Annotated in this window: 13 protein-coding genes; 8 read left to right on the top strand and 5 right to left on the bottom strand. The window is 64.8% G+C overall.

Translation table 11 applies throughout. The features are described 5' to 3' along the window. Positions 1–212: 212 nt before the first annotated feature. The 5 genes from FAZ95_RS10305 to FAZ95_RS10285 all read left to right on the top strand — a co-directional run bounded on the left by FAZ95_RS10305 (position 213) and on the right by FAZ95_RS10285 (position 4,981). Complete coding sequence (locus tag FAZ95_RS10305) at positions 213–935, top strand: glutathione S-transferase (RefSeq protein ID WP_137332355.1); 723 nt, start codon at positions 213–215, stop codon at positions 933–935. Between the two features lie 138 nt (positions 936–1,073). Beyond that, a complete protein-coding gene (locus tag FAZ95_RS10300) occupies positions 1,074–2,807 on the top strand; it encodes a ClcB-like voltage-gated chloride channel protein (RefSeq protein ID WP_137332354.1) in 1,734 nt (577 codons plus the stop codon). Between the two features lie 225 nt (positions 2,808–3,032). Next, on the top strand, positions 3,033–4,370 hold the full coding sequence (locus FAZ95_RS10295) for a C45 family autoproteolytic acyltransferase/hydrolase (RefSeq protein ID WP_137332353.1): 1,338 nt from the start codon (positions 3,033–3,035) through the stop codon (positions 4,368–4,370). 77 nt (positions 4,371–4,447) lie between these two features. Beyond that, positions 4,448–4,708 carry a hypothetical protein gene (locus FAZ95_RS10290; RefSeq protein WP_137332352.1) on the top strand — a complete coding sequence of 87 codons (261 nt, stop codon included), beginning with the start codon at positions 4,448–4,450 and terminating at the stop codon, positions 4,706–4,708. A 39-nt stretch (positions 4,709–4,747) separates the two neighbouring features. Continuing rightward, a complete protein-coding gene (locus FAZ95_RS10285; RefSeq protein ID WP_137332351.1) occupies positions 4,748–4,981 on the top strand; it encodes a DUF2795 domain-containing protein in 234 nt (77 codons plus the stop codon). Between the two features lie 7 nt (positions 4,982–4,988). On the opposite strand, the gene FAZ95_RS10280 is transcribed toward FAZ95_RS10285, so the two are convergent. After that, positions 4,989–5,609 (bottom strand): TetR/AcrR family transcriptional regulator, encoded by a 621-nt coding sequence (locus FAZ95_RS10280; RefSeq protein WP_137332350.1) that lies wholly within the window; start codon positions 5,607–5,609, stop codon positions 4,989–4,991. Positions 5,610–5,935: 326 nt separating this feature from the next. Between FAZ95_RS10280 and FAZ95_RS10275 the strand changes: the two genes are divergently transcribed. The 3 genes from FAZ95_RS10275 to FAZ95_RS10265 are packed head-to-tail and all read left to right on the top strand — an operon-like array spanning position 5,936 to position 11,723. Next, positions 5,936–7,018 (top strand): efflux RND transporter periplasmic adaptor subunit, encoded by a 1,083-nt coding sequence (locus FAZ95_RS10275; protein WP_137334500.1) that lies wholly within the window; start codon positions 5,936–5,938, stop codon positions 7,016–7,018. Next, positions 7,015–10,182, top strand: a complete 3,168-nt coding sequence (locus tag FAZ95_RS10270; RefSeq protein WP_137332349.1) for an efflux RND transporter permease subunit — start codon at positions 7,015–7,017, stop codon at positions 10,180–10,182. Before FAZ95_RS10275 ends, FAZ95_RS10270 begins: the two co-directional genes overlap by 4 nt. A 2-nt stretch (positions 10,183–10,184) precedes the next feature. Then, positions 10,185–11,723 (top strand): efflux transporter outer membrane subunit, encoded by a 1,539-nt coding sequence (locus FAZ95_RS10265; protein WP_137332348.1) that lies wholly within the window; start codon positions 10,185–10,187, stop codon positions 11,721–11,723. 73 nt (positions 11,724–11,796) lie between these two features. Here the strand turns inward: FAZ95_RS10265 and FAZ95_RS10260 are convergent, their stop codons facing one another. From FAZ95_RS10260 to FAZ95_RS10245, 4 genes are all read right to left on the bottom strand, one after another. Next, positions 11,797–12,639, bottom strand: coding sequence for an ABC transporter permease subunit (locus tag FAZ95_RS10260; RefSeq protein WP_137334499.1), 843 nt, complete (start codon positions 12,637–12,639; stop codon positions 11,797–11,799). Further along, on the bottom strand, positions 12,639–13,568 hold the full coding sequence (locus FAZ95_RS10255) for an ABC transporter permease subunit (protein ID WP_137332347.1): 930 nt from the start codon (positions 13,566–13,568) through the stop codon (positions 12,639–12,641). Before FAZ95_RS10255 ends, FAZ95_RS10260 begins: the two co-directional genes overlap by 1 nt. Further along, on the bottom strand, positions 13,565–14,725 hold the full coding sequence (locus FAZ95_RS10250) for an ABC transporter ATP-binding protein (protein WP_175425559.1): 1,161 nt from the start codon (positions 14,723–14,725) through the stop codon (positions 13,565–13,567). The genes FAZ95_RS10255 and FAZ95_RS10250 overlap by 4 nt, the downstream gene beginning before the upstream one ends. Positions 14,726–14,829: 104 nt before the next feature. Continuing rightward, the gene (locus FAZ95_RS10245) at positions 14,830–15,918 is read right to left on the bottom strand and encodes a polyamine ABC transporter substrate-binding protein (protein ID WP_437437738.1); all 1,089 of its coding nucleotides are present in this window, start codon (positions 15,916–15,918) and stop codon (positions 14,830–14,832) included. Positions 15,919–16,285 lie beyond the last annotated feature (367 nt).

Here is a 16,285-nt window from a genome sequence, read left to right as displayed (position 1 = left end):
CAGCGCGCGCTGCCCCCAAGCCTGAAGTGCCCCGCCTCGCGCGGGGCATGCGTGTTTGTGGGGGGCGGCCGTCCGTCGGCCGGCGATCCGGGGGGCGCCCTTGCGTCGGCCGGCGATCCGGCGGGGCGCCCGCCGTCTCGAACGCTCATACTTGCCGTTGTTCGATGTGAACCCGCGATGCAAGGCATCGCACACTTCAGCGAGGACACAAGATGGCTTACGAACTCTATTACTGGGACGGCCTGCAAGGCCGCGGCGAATTCGTGCGGCTCGCGCTCGAAGAGGCGCAAGCGCCGTATGTCGACATCGCGCGCGAAGACGACGGCACCGGCGACATGCTGTCGATCATGGACAGCAAAACCGATCCGTACCCGCCGTTCGCCCCGCCCTTTCTGAAAGACGGCGACCTGATCGTCCCGCACGTTGCGAACATCCTGCTCTACCTCGGCCCGAAGCTCGGCCTCGCGCCGCTGGACGACTCGCGCTTCGTCGCGCACGGCCTGCAGCTCACGATCGCGGACATGGTGACCGAAGTCCACGACACGCATCATCCGCTTTCGAACGACCTGTATTACGAGGAGCAAAAGGACGCCGCCAAGGTGCGCGCGACCGAATTCATCGACCACCGCATCCCGAAGTTCATGCGCTACTTCGAGCGCGTGCTCAAGCTGAATCCGCACGGCGACGGCCACCTGGTGGGCGACGCGCTGACCTACGTGGATTTGTCGATGTTCCAATTGATCGACGGGCTGTTCTACGCATTTCCGCGAGCGACGAAGCGTTTCGGCGAGCACTACCCGCGCCTCGCCGCCCTGCACGACGCCGTGATGGCGCGTCCGAATATCGCCGCGTATCTCGCGTCGGACCGGAGGCTGTCGCACAACGAGTCGTGCATCTTCCGCCACTACCCGGAACTCGACAAAGCCGCCCACTGACCTGGCGCGCACAGCCACACCCAGGCCCGCCCAGCCGCGTCTGCCCGAACGGAGAAAACGCCGATACCGCATTCGACCCCTAGCCCGGTGCTATCCTTGCGCTCGCCCCGGAACCCATAACGATCCCCGCCTCAAGCCGTGCTTTCATTCCTGCTCCGCCTGCGCACCCGCGCCAAAGAACTGTTCCGCTTGTCCGACGCGCACACGATGCTCGTCTGGTCCGTGATCGTCGGCGTGCTGGGCGCCTTGGCGACCATCGCGTTTCGCCAGGGCATCGACTTCTTTCAATGGCTGTTCGTCGGCAAGATCGGCAGCTTCGTCGAGATGGCGCGCGAGCTGCCGTGGACCGTGCGCATCTGGCTGCCGGCCGCCGGCGGCCTCTTGGCCGGCTGTGCGCTCTTGATCGCGCGCCGCGGCGCCGACAAGAAAGCGAACTCCGACTACATGGAAGCGATCGCGATCGGCGAAGGCATCGTGCCGGTCTGGCAGAGCCTGTGGCGCAGCATCTCGTCGCTGTTCACGATCGGCTTCGGCGGCTCGATCGGGCGCGAAGGGTCGATGGTGCAACTGGCCGCGCTCGCCGCGTCGGCGGTAGGACGCGTCGTGCACTTCGATCCCGCGCGGCTGCGCCTGCTCGTCGCGTGCGGCGCGGCGGCCGGCATCACGTCGGCGTATAGCGCGCCGATCGCCGGTGCGTTCTTCGTCACCGAGATCGTGCTCGGCTCGATCGCGATGGAGAGCTTCGGGCCGATCGTCGTCTCGTCGGTCGTCGCCAACATCACGATGCGCGAATTCACAAGCTACAAGCCGCCGTACCAGATGCCGGTGTTCCCGGCGATCACCGGCGTCGAGGTGCTGCTGTTCGTGGCGCTCGGCTTGCTGTGCGGTGCGGCCGCGCCGCAGTTCCTGCACCTGCTCGACGCCACCAAGAAACAATTCAAGCGCCTGCCCGTGCCGCTGCCGCTCCGGCTCGCGCTCGGCGGTCTCGTGGTCGGCGTGATCTCGGTATGGGTGCCCGAGGTGTGGGGCAACGGCTATAGCGTCGTCAACCACATCCTTCATTCGCCGTGGACCTGGACCGCGCTCGTCACCGTGCTCGTCTTCAAGCTGATCGCGACGGCCGCGACCGTCGGCTCGGGCGCGGTCGGCGGCGTGTTCACGCCGACGCTCTTCGTCGGCGCGACCTTCGGCTCGCTCTTCGGCCTCGTCGTGCACGCGATCTGGCCGCACGCCACGTCGGAGCCCTTCGCGTATGCGATGGTCGGCATGGGCGCGTTCCTCGCCGGGGCGACGCAGGCCCCGCTGATGGCGATTTTGATGATCTTCGAGATGACGCTCAGCTATCAGGTCGTGCTGCCGCTGATGCTCTCATGCGTCGTCGCGTACTTCGTGGCGCGCGCGATCGGCAAGACGTCGATGTACGAGATCACGCTGCGCCGCCTCGAAGACGAGCAAGAGCGCCTGCGGCTGCGCTCGCTGCTGTTGCGCGAACTCGTCAAGCCGGCCGACACCGTTGTGCCGCTCACCGCGAGCGTGAACGAGATGACGCGCATCTTCCTCGAATACCCCGTGAAGTACCTGTATGTCACCAACGATGCCGGGTGCTTTCTCGGCGTCGTCGCGCTGAAGGACATCACGTCCGATTTGCTCGACAAACGCGACACCGCCGAGCGCACCGCCGCCGATTACCTCCAGCAGCAATTCGACGTGCTCACGCCCGACATGCCGATCGGCGACGCGCTGCAGCATTTCATGGCGTTCCAGGGAGAGCGGCTGCCGGTGATCGAAAGCGCGTCCGAGCCGAAGCTCGTCGGCGCGGTCTACAAGACGGCGCTGCTCGACGCCTACCGTCGGATGAATCCGGCGTTCTGAGCCTGTCGCACGGGACAGCGCTCGCCGCCCCGCCCACACTTTTTCCCGAACCGCTCCAAGCCGGACGTGCGCCCTCGCGGCGCCGCATCTGGCGCCGCCAAGACCTCGCCATCGCCGCTGCGCGCGATGGCAAAGCGTGGCATATTTTCTACAATTGATTCAGAGCGCCCCAGACCTGGCCTGGCGCTGCGCGCGCTGCCAGTCAATCATCTCGTCGGAGCGAAGATGAGCGAACCTTCCCTCGATGCCGTGCGCCGCGATCACGCCGGCTGGATCTTTGTCCATATCGAAGGCGAACCCTACGACCGTGGCGAACAGCACGGCCAGCTCCTCGCAACCGAGATACGGAACGCGATCCACACGGCCAAGTATTTGGCGCGCTGGGATACGGGCGAAGATTTCGAAACGTTCACGAAAGCCGCGGTCGCTCAATTCGCGCCCAAGCTCGACACCGAATTCGCCGACGAAATTCAAGGCATCGCCGACGGCGCGAAGCTGCGCTTCGACGAAGTGCTGGCCTGGAACGGCTACATGGACTTGCTGCAAAGCTGGTGGCCGAGCCAGGCTGCCGCGCGCGATCCGCGGCTCGGCATCAAGCCGTGGCGCGGCCGGCGCGGGCATCATTGCAGTGCGTTCATCGCCACCGGCAGCGCGACGCGCGACGGCCGCATCGTGATGGCGCACAACTCGTGGGACCGCTACGCCGCGGGCGACGCGTTCAACGTCGTGTTCGACATCGTTCCCGAGGCGGGCCACCGCATTCTGATGCAGGGCCTGCCCGGCTGTATTTCGAGCCTGACCGATTTCTGGATCACGTCGGCCGGCCTCATGATCACCGAGACGACGATCTCGAACTTCGCCGGCTACAACGCGGCGGGCGCGCCCGAGTTCTACCGTTCGCGCCGCGCGACGCAATACGCGAACAGTATCGGCGACTGGTGCGAGATGTTCGCGATCTCGAATAACGGCGGCTACGCGAACAGCTGGCTGCTCGGCGACTGGAAGACGGGCGAGATCGCGCGCTACGAACTCGGCCTGCACTACTCCGGATTCGAAAGCACGAAGGACGGTTTCTATAGCGGCTACAACACCGCGACAGATCTGAAGATCCGCAATCAGGAATGCATCGGCGAAGGCGAGGATTACACGGACGTGCGTAAAAACGGCGCGCGGCGCCTGCGCTTCATGCAACTGGCGGAACTGCATCACGGCAAGATCGACATGGATCTCGCCAAGGAGATGATCGCCGACCATCACGACGTCTATCTCGATCGCGCCGACAACCCGTGCTCGCGCACGATTTGCGGGCACCTCGAGCTCGACGACGCGCGCTTCGGCGGCTCGGACCAAGGTCCGTTCAACCCGTGGGGCGCGAACGACGGCAAGGTGGTCGATAGCGAAATGGCGCGCGGCCTGGCCTTCTGGGCGCGCTGGGGACATCCCTGCGGGCGGCCGTTCGACGCACAGGCGTTCATGAAACGGCATCCGCAATGGAACTGGCTCAACGGTTATATGCGCGACCGGCCGTCGTGGCCGTGGGCGCGTTTTGAGGTGCTGCGTTAGACCCGCGTTAGACGTTAGGCGCGGCGTATGCTGCCGGTGTGGCACCGGCGGTGGCGTATAGAGAAGGAGGTCGAGCGATGAAAATCTCGACAGTGACAGCCATGGCATTGCTCTCGGCATCCTGCTTCGCGGCACCGGTTCACACGACCGCGCTCGACAGCCTGACCGCGCGGGACGCCGCGCTCGCCTTACGCGCCAACTCCGCCCCCGTCGCGCCTCCCGCTCCCGGCGTGAGCGCCGTCGCGATCCGGCCGGACGGCTGGGCCCGCATCACGCTGCCGAAGCCGACCGGGCTCGCGCACAAGTTCGCCGCGCATGAGCGGCAGGCGCAGACCTGAAGCGCTTGCCCGCGCCGCCAGAGAGGATGGGACCGCGACATGACCAAAAAATCGAAGATCCCGACCGAAGCGATCGACCTGCAGATCGCGGATGTCTTGCGCGCCGTGCCTTACCCGGCCAACAAAGACCAGCTCGTGGAGATCGCTCGCGACGCGGGCGCGAGCAACGAGCTGCTGTCGATTCTCGATGGGCTGCCCGAGCAGGACTATGCGGACATCGAATCGGTCGCGCGGTTGATCGGCAGCAACTATGGCCCGGGTGTCAGCGTTTGAAAGGCGCTCAAGCCGGATTGCGCCCGAACACCACTCTCGCGAAGAACCCGGCCAGCACCGATTCCATCAGCTCGGCCGTCACATGCTGCGGGTCGGAAAGATAAAGCGCTTGCACGCCGTCGCACAGGCCCATGAGCCCGATCGCAAGCGTTTCGGCCGGCAGCGGCAGCGGCGTGCCCACGCGCTCGGAGAACGCCCGGATATAGCTCGACATCTCCTCGCGCTTCTCATGCATGAATGCGTTGAAGCGCGTGCGGAACTTCGCGTCGCGGCTCGCTTGCAGCTTCGCCTCGCCCCATAGCAGGAAGCACTTGTTGTCGCGAAAGAGCTGGCTGTAATAGGTCAGCACGTTCGCTTCCATCTGCTCGCGCGTGGCCCCTTCGACGAAGATGTCTTCCAGTTCCGATTGCATCCGCTCGTGATCGATTCGGAGCAATTCGAGCAGCACCTCCGGCTTGCCGCGGAAATTCGAATAGAACGCGCCACGCGTGTAGCCAGCCGCAGCGGCAATATCTTCCACGCTCGCGGCGACGTATCCCTTCTTCGTGAAGACGGTCAAGGCAGCATCGAGCAGACGCTGGCGCGTCTGGTCCTTGCTCTGTTCGCGGGTCAATCGTTTTCGTGTCATGGGCAAATTTTACATCGTCGCCACACGGATTCACTTTTGCATTCAGATACAAGTATGTATTAGAATCCACTTTGTATTTTGAGACAAGGGGTGCGCAGCGTTTGAAACGCTTACTGCAAGCCTCTGCGGCAAAGCCCAGCGGCTTGCCGAACCCGTTCGCTTCGCCGCTTTCGTCATTTCGTCATTTCGTAAGCCATGGTGTCACTGTGAATCGTCCCAGCCTTCACGCATCACCCGCGGTGCGCATGCCAATCCGCCCGTCTCGCCATTCGGGTCGTACCGACCACTCCGATCCCTCGTTCGCCAGCCGTATCCGCTTAGGCGGCATGGCGCTCGCGCTGTGCGGCGCGATGGCCCTCGCCGGGTGCCATCAGACGGAAGCGACCGCGACGGCGCCGCGCCCGGTCGTCGCCGTCGCCGTGCATCCGGATGGACGCCCGGCGCTCGCGTCGCTGCCCGGCGCAGTCGATGCGCGCTATTCCACGCCGCTCTCGTTTCGCGTCGCGGGCAAGATCGTCGAGCGGCAAGTGCGTCTCGGCGATACCGTGAAGGCCGGGCAGATCGTCGCCCGCCTCGACCCGGAAGACTTGCAAAAGAGCGTCGCCAATACACAGGCGCAGCTCGACGGTGCGCAGCACCAACTCGTCTACGCCAAGCAGCAGCTCGATCGCGACACCGCGCAGGCGCAGGAAAAGCTGATCGCGCCCGCCCAGCTCGAGCAGACGCAGAATGCGTACGCGGCCGCCTCGGCGCAGCGCGATCAAGCGCAGCAGCAGCTCGCGCTCGCGAAGAACCAGTTGCAGTACGCGACGCTCGCCGCGGACCACGCGGGCGTCATCACCGCCGAAGACGCCGATACGGGGCAGAACGTGTCATCGGGTCAGGCCGTCTACCATCTCGCGTGGTCGGGCGATATCGACATCGTCTGCGACGCGCCGGAAAGCGCACTCGCCGCGCTCGCGGTCGGCCGCACGGCGACCATCACACTGCCCGCGCTGCCCGGCAAACGCTTCACCGCGCGCGTGCGTGAAGTGTCGCCCGCAGCCGATCCGCAAAGCCGCACCTATCGCACGAAACTCACGCTCGAAGCGCCGGGCCCCGATGTGCGGCTCGGCATGACCGCCGATGTCGCGTTCGATGGCGTGACGAACGACACGCATCCGTACACCCTCCCCGCCACCGCCCTCTTTCACGACAGCACCGATCCGGCTGTGTGGATCGTTCGCCCGGGCGACGGCACGCTCGAACTGCGCCGCGTGCAAGTCGTGCGCTACGACGAGCGCACGGTCTCGGTCTCCGCAGGCTTGAACGACGGCGACCGCGTCGTGCTGCAAGGCGTGCACACGGTCAGCGCCGGAGAAAAAGTGCGCGTGATGGCGCCGCTCCATCCCGAGGACTTCGCATCATGAGCACAGTGGATCGCGAAGGCCCGGACGAGCGGGCCGGCCCGCTTGCACACGCGAGCGACGAAGAAGGCCGCTTCAATCTGTCGGCGTGGGCGCTCAGGCATCAGGCGCTCGTGATCTTCCTGATCACGCTCGCGACTGTGTTCGGCATCCTCGCCTACACGCGGCTCGCGCAATCGGAAGATCCGCCGTTCACGTTCCGCGTGATGGTGATCCAGACCTTCTGGCCCGGCGCCACCGCGCGCCAGATGCAGGACCAGATCACCGACCGCATCGGCCGCAAGCTGCAGGAAACGCCGAACATCGATTTTCTGCGCAGCTACTCGCGCCCGGGCGAATCGCTGATCTTCTTCAACATGAAGGATTCGGCGCCCGCCAAGGACGTGCCCGACACCTGGTACCAGGTGCGCAAGAAGGTCGGCGACATCGCCCAGACCTTGCCCGCCGGCGTCCAGGGGCCGTACTTCAACGACGAGTTCGGCGACGTCTACACCAACATCTACACGCTCGAAGGCGACGGCTTCTCTCCCGCGCAACTGCACGACTACGCGGACGAACTGCGCACGGTGTTCCTGCGCGTGCCGGGCGTCGCGAAGGTCGACTATTTCGGCGACCCGAACCAGCGCATCTACATCGAGGTCTCGAACACGCGGCTGACGCGCCTGAACATCTCGCCGCAACAGCTCGCGCAAGCGATCAACGCGCAGAACGCCGTGGCGCCCGCGGGCACGCTCACGACCTACGACGACCGCGTGTTCGTGCGCCCGAGCGGCCAGTTCAAGGACGTCAACGCGCTCGCCGACACGCTCATCACGATCAACGGCCGCTCGTTCCGTCTCGGCGACATCGCGACGATCAAGCGCGGCTACGACGACCCGCTCTCGACCCAAATGCGCTTCGAAGGCAAAGCGGTGCTCGGCATCGGCCTCACGATGCAGCCGGGCGGCGACGTGATCCGGCTCGGCAAGGCGCTCGACGCTCAGGCCGCCGAGCTGCGCGCGCATCTGCCCGCGGGGCTCAAACTGGTCGAAGTGTCGAGCATGCCGCACGCGGTCTCGAACTCGGTCGACGACTTTCTCGAAGCGGTCGCCGAGGCGGTGGGGATCGTGCTGATCGTGAGTCTCGTGTCGTTGGGGGTGCGTACCGGGATGGTCGTCGTGATCTCGATTCCGGTCGTGCTCGCCGTCACCGCGCTCTGCATGTACCTGTTCGATATCGGCCTGCACAAGGTCTCGCTCGGCACGCTCGTGCTCGCGCTCGGCCTCTTGGTCGACGATGCCATCATCGCGGTCGAGATGATGGCGGTGAAGCTCGAACAAGGCTGGAAACGCACGCGCGCCGCGGCATACGCCTACACGAGCACCGCGTTTCCGATGCTGACGGGCACGCTCGTCACGGTGTCGGGCTTTTTGCCGATCGCGCTTGCCAAGTCGAGCACCGGCGAGTACACGCGCTCGATCTTCGAGGTGTCGGCGATCGCGCTGATCGCCTCGTGGTTCGCGGCCGTCGTGCTGATTCCGCTGCTGGGCTATCACCTGCTGCCCGAGCGCAAGAAAGCCGCGCATGAGCCCGACGATCACGAGCATGACATCTACGACACGCGCTTCTACCGGCGTCTGCGCGGTTGGATCTCGTGGTGCATCGAGCGGCGCTTCGTCGTGCTCGCGATCACCGTCACGCTCTTCATCGTCGCGCTCGCCGGCTTCACGCTGGTGCCGCAGCAGTTCTTCCCGAGCTCGGACCGCCCCGAATTGCTGGTCGACGTGCGGCTGCCCGAGGGCGCCTCGTTCGACGCGACCCTGCGCCAAGCCCAACGCATCGAAACGACGCTCAAAGGCCGCCCCGAGATCGATCACTTCGTCGACTTCGTCGGCACCGGCGCGCCGCGTTTCTACTTGCCGCTCGATCAGCAGCTCACGCAGCCGAACTTCGCGCAATTCGTGATCACCGCGAAATCCGTCGAGGAGCGCGAAAAGCTCGCGCGCTGGCTCGACACGACGCTGCGCGACAACTTCCCGGCCATCCGCACGCGTTTGTCGCGGCTCGAAAACGGCCCGCCGGTCGGCTATCCGGTGCAGTTCCGCGTGAGCGGCGACGATATCGCCACGGTGCGCTCGATTGCCGAGAAAGTCGCGGCGACCATGCGCGCGGACCACCGCACGACGGGCGTCCAGTTCGACTGGGACGAGCCCGCGGAACGCTCGGTGCGCTTCGAGATCGATCAGAAGAAGGCGCGCGAAGTGGGCGTGACGTCGGAAGACGTGTCGAGCTTCCTTGCGATGACGCTCTCGGGCTACACGGTCACGCAATACCGCGAGCGCGACAAGCTGATCAGCGTCGACTTGCGCGCGCCGAAGACCGAGCGGGTCGATCCGTCGCATCTCATGAACCTCGCGATGCCCACGCCGAACGGGCCCGTGCCGCTCGGCTCGCTCGGCCACCTTCGCGACGATCTCGAATACGGCGTGATCTGGGAACGCGATCGCCAGCCGACGATCACGGTGCAGTCCGACGTGCTCGGCAAAGCCCAAGGCATCGACGTGACCAAGAGCCTCGATCATGCGCTCGCGCCTGTGCGCGCCGCGCTGCCGCTCGGCTACCGGATCGAGATCGGCGGCTCGGTCGAGGAAAGCGCCAAGGGCCAGACGTCGATCAACGCCCAGATGCCGCTGATGGTGATCGCCGTGCTGACGCTCCTGATGATCCAGTTGCAGAGCTTCGCGCGTGTGATGATGGTCGTGCTGACCGCGCCGCTCGGGCTCATCGGCGTGGTCGCCACGCTGCTGCTCTTCGGCAAGCCGTTCGGCTTCGTCGCGATGCTCGGCGTGATTGCGATGTTCGGGATCATCATGCGCAACTCGGTGATTCTCGTCGACCAGATCGAGCACGACATCCGCGACGGCCACCAGCGCTTCGACGCGATCGTCGGCGCGACAGTGCGGCGCTTCCGCCCGATCACGCTGACGGCCGCCGCCGCGGTGCTGGCGCTGATTCCGCTGCTGCGCTCGAACTTCTTCGGCCCGATGGCGACCGCGCTGATGGGCGGCATCACGAGCGCGACCGTGCTCACGCTGTTTTATCTGCCGGCGTTGTACGCGGCGTCGTTCAGGGTGCGGCGCGACGAGCGCGATCCGCCCACGTCGCCCACCGCGCACACGGGGAATTGATCATGAAAAATATTCGACGCGATTCTGGCGAACGATCCCAAGCGTTGCGGGCTGTCGCGCTTAGAACGTCTACGGCGCGCACGGCCGTCACCGTCGCCGCATCGGCGGCCGCGCTCGCCCTGGCGGCCTGCTCGTTCGGCCCTTCCGGCGAACCGCCCGCCATGCCCTCGCCTGCGCACTACGGCGCCGAAGCGCAGCCCGTACAGACGGTCGCGGCTCAAGGCGTCGCGCAACGCTTCGAAACGGGCGCTCAGCCCGTGCCCGAATGGTGGCGCTTGTACCAGTCGGACGCGCTCGATGCGCTCGTCGACGAGGGCCTGCGCAACAGCCCGACGCTCGCCGCCACCGACAAGCTCCTCGCGTCCGCGCACGAGCAATTGCGCGCGCAAATCGGCAGCAACCTCCTGCCGCAGATCGACCTCGGCGGGCAAGCCACGCGCCAGCGCGCGCTCGCCATTCCCGAAGCCGGTCCGCAGACGTTTCTCTACAACGTGTTCGCCGGGCAGATCCAGACGCACTACACGTTCGATATCTTCGGCGCGGCGCGCTTGGCCAACGCGGCGCTCGGCGCGCGCGTGGACCAGCAGGCGTATCAGCTCGATGCCGCGCGGCGCGCGCTCGCGGCCAACATCGTGACCGCCGCGATCAACGCCGCGGCGCTGCATGCGCAGATCGACACGACCGAACGGCTCGTCACCCTGGCGAACGAACAGGCCCAGGATGCGCAACGGCGCTACGCGCTCGGCTCGCTCGCGCATGCCGACGCGCTGAACGTCCAGCAAAGCGCACTGTCGCTCGCAGCGACCCTGCCGGGGCTGCGTCAGCAGCTGGCCTCGACGCGCCATGCGCTCGCCGTCCTGCTTGGCCGCACGCCCGATGCCGCGCCGCCCGATCTCGACCTCGCGAGCCTCGCTTTGCCCGAACAGGTGCCGGTCGTCGTGCCGTCGGACTTGCTGCGCACGCGGCCCGATATCCAGGCGGCCGATGCGGCGCTCAAAGGCGCGGCAGCCGATGTCGGCGTGGCGACGGCACAGATGTTTCCGAGCCTGTCGCTGACGGCATCGATGGGGCAAGCTGGGTTCAGTTGGCCGGTCGCGCTCTCGGGCGCCGGGGCGATCTGGAGCATCGGCGGGTCGCTCACGCAGCCGATCTTCCACGGCGGCGCCCTGCTCGCGCAGCGGCGCGCGGCCGTCGACACCTACGACGCCACGGTGCTGCAGTACAAGCAGACGGTGCTATCGGCATTCGAGAATGTGGCGGACACGCTCGCGTCGCTCGAACACGACGCGCAGGCACTCGACGCGTCGAGCGCGGCAGCCCGCGCCGCGCGGCAAGCCTACGACGAAACCGCCGCGCGCTACCGGCTCGGCGCCGTGCCGATTTCGACGGCGCGCTCGGGCGAGCAGCAATACCAGAACGCGCGGCTCGATGAAATTCGCTATATGAGCGCGCGCTTGAGCGACACGGCGGCGCTATTTCAGGCGATGGGTCAGCCGCCCGCGAGCCGTGCCGACGCGGGTAAAAGTCCGGCGAAAGGTTGAATCTGCCTGGGAAGTTGCGGAAGTCTTGACGTTGCCGCTTTCGGCGTGTTCGCCGAAAGCGGCAACCCGCCCGTCAGGCGACTTCGAGTTGCGCCAAGGCCCGCTCTTCGGCCATGCGCCGTTTCTCCGCGCGCAGCATGTAGTAGTTGATGCCCACCACGCCGATCGTCACGACGATGATGAACAGCGTCGCAAGCGCGTTCATCTCGGGATTGAGCCCCAAGCGCACGCGCGAGAACACGACGAGCGGCAGCGTCGTCGACCCGGGCCCCGACAAAAACGCGGACAGCACCAGATCGTCGATCGACAGCGTGAACGACAACAGCCACCCGGACACGAGCGCCTGCGAGATCAGCGGCAGCGTGATCGCGAAGAACACCTTGAGCGGCGTGGCGCCGAGATCGAGCGCTGCCTCTTCCAACGACGGGTTCAAGTCCCGCACGCGCGACTGCACGATGATCGCAACGTACGAGATACAGAGCATCACGTGCCCGATCCAGATCGTGACGATCCCGCGGCCTTCGGGCCAGCCGAGCCACTTGCCCATTTCGATGAAGAGCAGCAGCAGCGAAATGCCCTGGATCACCTCGGGAATCACGAGCGGCGCGTTGATCATGCCCGTGTAGAGCGTGAAGCCGCGAAAGCGCCCCATGCGCGCAAGCACGAAACCGGCCCACGTCCCGATGATCACCGACGCAAACGCCGTCAGCAAGCCGATGCGCAGCGACAGCCATGCCGCGGCGATCAGTTCGTCGTCGGTGAGCAGCGCCTCGTACCAGCGCGTCGAGAATTGCGTCCAGACCGTGACGAGTTGCGACTCGTTGAACGAGTAGACGATCAGGCTGAGGATCGGGATGTACAGGAATGCAAAGCCGATGCCGAGCGCGACGACTTGCAGAGTGCGATTCGGTTTGATCATCGGCGTTCTTCCATTTGCTTGGCTTGGAAGTGCTGGAACATCGCCATCGGCACGAGCAGCAGCAGCACCATCGCGCACGTGACCGCCGAAGCCATCGGCCAGTCCGCGTTGTTGAAGAACTCATTCCACATCACGCGGCCGATCATCAGCGTGTTCGCGCCGCCGAGCAACTCCGGAATCACGTACTCGCCCACCGCCGGAATGAACACGAGCAGGCAGCCCGCGATGATCCCGTTCTTCGAGAGCGGCAGCGTGATCGCCACGAACGCCTTCCACGGCTTGGCGCCGAGGTCGTAGGCGGCCTCGAGCAGCGTGAGGTCCATCTTCACGAGGTGCGCGTAAAGCGGCATCACGAGAAACGGCAGATACGAATAGACCATGCCGATATAGACCGCCGCGTTCGTGTGATAGAGCTCGATCGGCTGGTGGACGATGCCCGTCCACATCAGGAAGTTGTTCAGCAAGCCGTTGTTCTTCAGGATGCCGATCCACGCGTACACGCGAATCAGGAACGACGTCCAGAACGGCAGCATCACGGCCATCATCAGGATGTTGCGCGTCGACGGATTCGAGCGGGCGATGTAGTACGCCATCGGATAGCCGAGCAGCAGACACAGGAGCGTCGTGATCGCCGCCACGACGACCGAGTTCACGTAGGTCGCGAAGTAGAGGCTGTCGCTCAGCAGGAACGCGTAGTGCGCGATGTTGAGTGAAATCTGCACGACGCCGTTCTGGATCGCGACGAGCTCCGTGTAAGGCGGAATCCCGAGCTGCAGCTCGGCGAAGCTGATCTTGAGGACGAGCAGGAACGGCACGAAGAAAAACAGCAGCAGCCAGATGAACGGCCCGGCCACGACAGCCGTGCTGCCCGTCAGCTTGAAGCGCCGCGCCGGCCACATCAGCAGTGAATTCAGAGCGCTTTTCATGCCGTCAGCACCACGCCTGCCGAGGCGCTCCAGCGCACGTAGATTTCGTCGCCCCAGGTCGGCGATTCGATTTCGGTGAGCGCGAGGCTCGACACGTTGGCGATCACGATTTTGCCCGAGTCGAGCTTGACGTGATAGAGCGAGTAGCCGCCCATGTACGCGACGTTCGAGATCGTGCCGTGCCCCCAGTTGAACGCGCCCTCGGGCGGCTTGCGCGTGAGCGCGATGCGCTCCGGACGCACCGAGATCGTGACGGGCATGCCGAGCGGACCCGTGATGCCATGGTTCACGTAAAGACGCGTCGACAATTCGGGGGTCTCGACGAACACGTGATCCGGCTCGTCCTCGACGACGTGGCCGTCAAACAGATTCGTCGAGCCGATGAATTCGGCCGAGAAGCGCGAGTTCGGAAATTCGTAGACTTCGTGCGGCGTACCGAGCTGCACGATCTCGCCTTCGCTCATGACCGCGAGACGGTTCGCCATCGTCATCGCTTCTTCCTGATCGTGCGTGACCATGATGCAGGTGACGCCGACCTTGTCGAGAATGTTGACGAGCTCGATCTGCGTGCGTTGGCGGATTTGCTTGTCGAGCGCGGACATCGGCTCGTCGAGCAGCAGCAGCTTCGGGCGTTTGACGAGCGAGCGCGCGAGCGCGGCGCGCTGCTGCTGCCCGCCCGAGAGCTGATGCGGCTTGCGCTTGGCGAAGCGTCCCATCTGCACGAGATCGAGCGCGACCTGCACACGGTCCTTCAACTCCGCTTTCGGCACGCCTTCCTGCTTCAAGCCGAACGCGACGTTCGCTTCGACCGTCATGTGCGGAAAGAGCGCGTAAGACTGGAACATCATGTTGACCGGCCGGCGGTACGGCGGCATCTGCGCGAGATCCTCGCCGTCGATCAGGATCTTGCCCGAGGTGGCCGTCTCCAGGCCCGCGAGCATCCGCAACAAGGTCGACTTGCCGCAGCCCGAACTGCCGAGCAAGGCGAACAGCTCCCCCTTCTGAACCGACAAATTGACGTTCTTGACGGCAAATGTCTCGCCGAACTTCTTCACGACGTCGACGATCTGCACGAAGTTGTCCGCCGCCACCGGGGCGGGAGATTTGGCGAAGGACGGCGTGCCGGTCCCTGCCAGCGCGCTCGATTGGTCACTCATGATCTGCTGCTTCACTCCACACGTTTGACGAACAAAGCCCCCGGTCGGCACCGAGGGCTTCATGACTGCATGCCGGCATTGCGGCTAGTTGCCTAGCAGCCCAATCAGCGGCCCGACTTGAACTCCGTCCACAGCCGCGTTTCGAGCCGCTGGATTTCCGGCGGCAGCGGTTTCAGCAAGAACAGCGTCTTGATGACGTCCGGGCTCGGATACACGGCCGGATCGTTCGCCACGTCCTTGTCGACGTACTTGCGCGCTTCCATGTTCACGCTCGGGTAGTACACCGCGTTCGTGATCGCGGCGTGGACCTGCGGTGTCTCGATGTAGTTGATCCACTGGAGCGCGGCGTCCTTGTGCGCGGCGTCCTTCGGAATGACCATCACGTCGAACCAGACCGGCGCACCGCCCTTCGGGACGTAGTACTCGATCTTGTAGGCCTTCTTCGCCTCGATCGCGCGGTGCTTCGCGATCACGACGTCGCCCGACCAGCCGTATGCGAAGCAGATGTCGCCGCCAACCAGGTCGTTGATATAGCCCGACGAGTTGAACTGCGTGATGTACGGACGGATTTTCTTCATCATCGCGAGCGCCGCGCGATAGTCGTCCGGGTTCGTGCTGTTCGGGTCCTTGCCGATGTAGTGCAGCGCGGCCGAGAAGACCTGGTCGGGCGCGTCGAGCACCGAGACGCCGCACGTCTTCAGCTTCGAGAGGTACTCTGGCTTGAAGAGGATGTCCCAGTTGTCGAGCGGCACATTGTTGCCGAGAACCTGCTGGGCCTTCGTTACGTTATAGCCGAGGCCCGTCGTGCCGTATGCCCAGGGCACCGCGTACTTGTTGCCCGGGTCCGCGCCGGCGACGAGCGACATCAACGACGGGTCGAGATACTTGAGGTTGGGCAGCTTCGATTTGTCGAGCGGCTGGAAGATGTTCGCGGCGATCTGCTTGCCCGCGTAGTTGCTCGTCGGCACGACGATGTCGTAGCCCGAATTGCCGGTCAGAAGTTTGGCTTGCAGCGTGTCGTCGCTGTCGTAGTTGTCGTATTTGACCTTGATGCCGGTTTGCTTCTCGAAGTTCGGAATCGTGTCCTTGGCGATGTAGTCCGACCAGTTGTACACGTTCAGTTGCGTATCCTTCGCGCTTGCCGTCAAGGCCGCGGTCGCGCACAACGCCGCTGCTGCCAGTTGTGCCGCCATTTTTACGTTCATTCGCTTCTCCATCCCGATCGAACCGGGTCGACTCCACACCCTTGCCCGTGCTGCCGCTTTGCGCCTGCCGCTTATTGGCACGTTGCTACCGCCTGCCAACCGCGAAGCGGGCAGCCCCCCTTTGAAACATCGAAAACTACCATTAAATATCGTGCTTTTTGAAAAAAACGCCAAGTTGTCGCGCAAAGGGTACAGCGCTTGGCAGCCATGGCCGCCTAACAGGCTTCTTACGCGCGCTTGGCGCTTCGCCCCAAGGCGAAACCGGCGCAATTTTATCGGGTTATCGCCGGCTGTCTATCATCCAAAAAAGACATCGGGTCGAGAAGCCGCAATTTGGGGCGGAATTGGACGCCAG

This window comes from Trinickia violacea (assembly GCF_005280735.1).
GTDB lineage: Bacteria > Pseudomonadota > Gammaproteobacteria > Burkholderiales > Burkholderiaceae > Trinickia_A > Trinickia_A violacea.
This window is presented reverse-complemented; position numbering and strand designations above follow the sequence as displayed.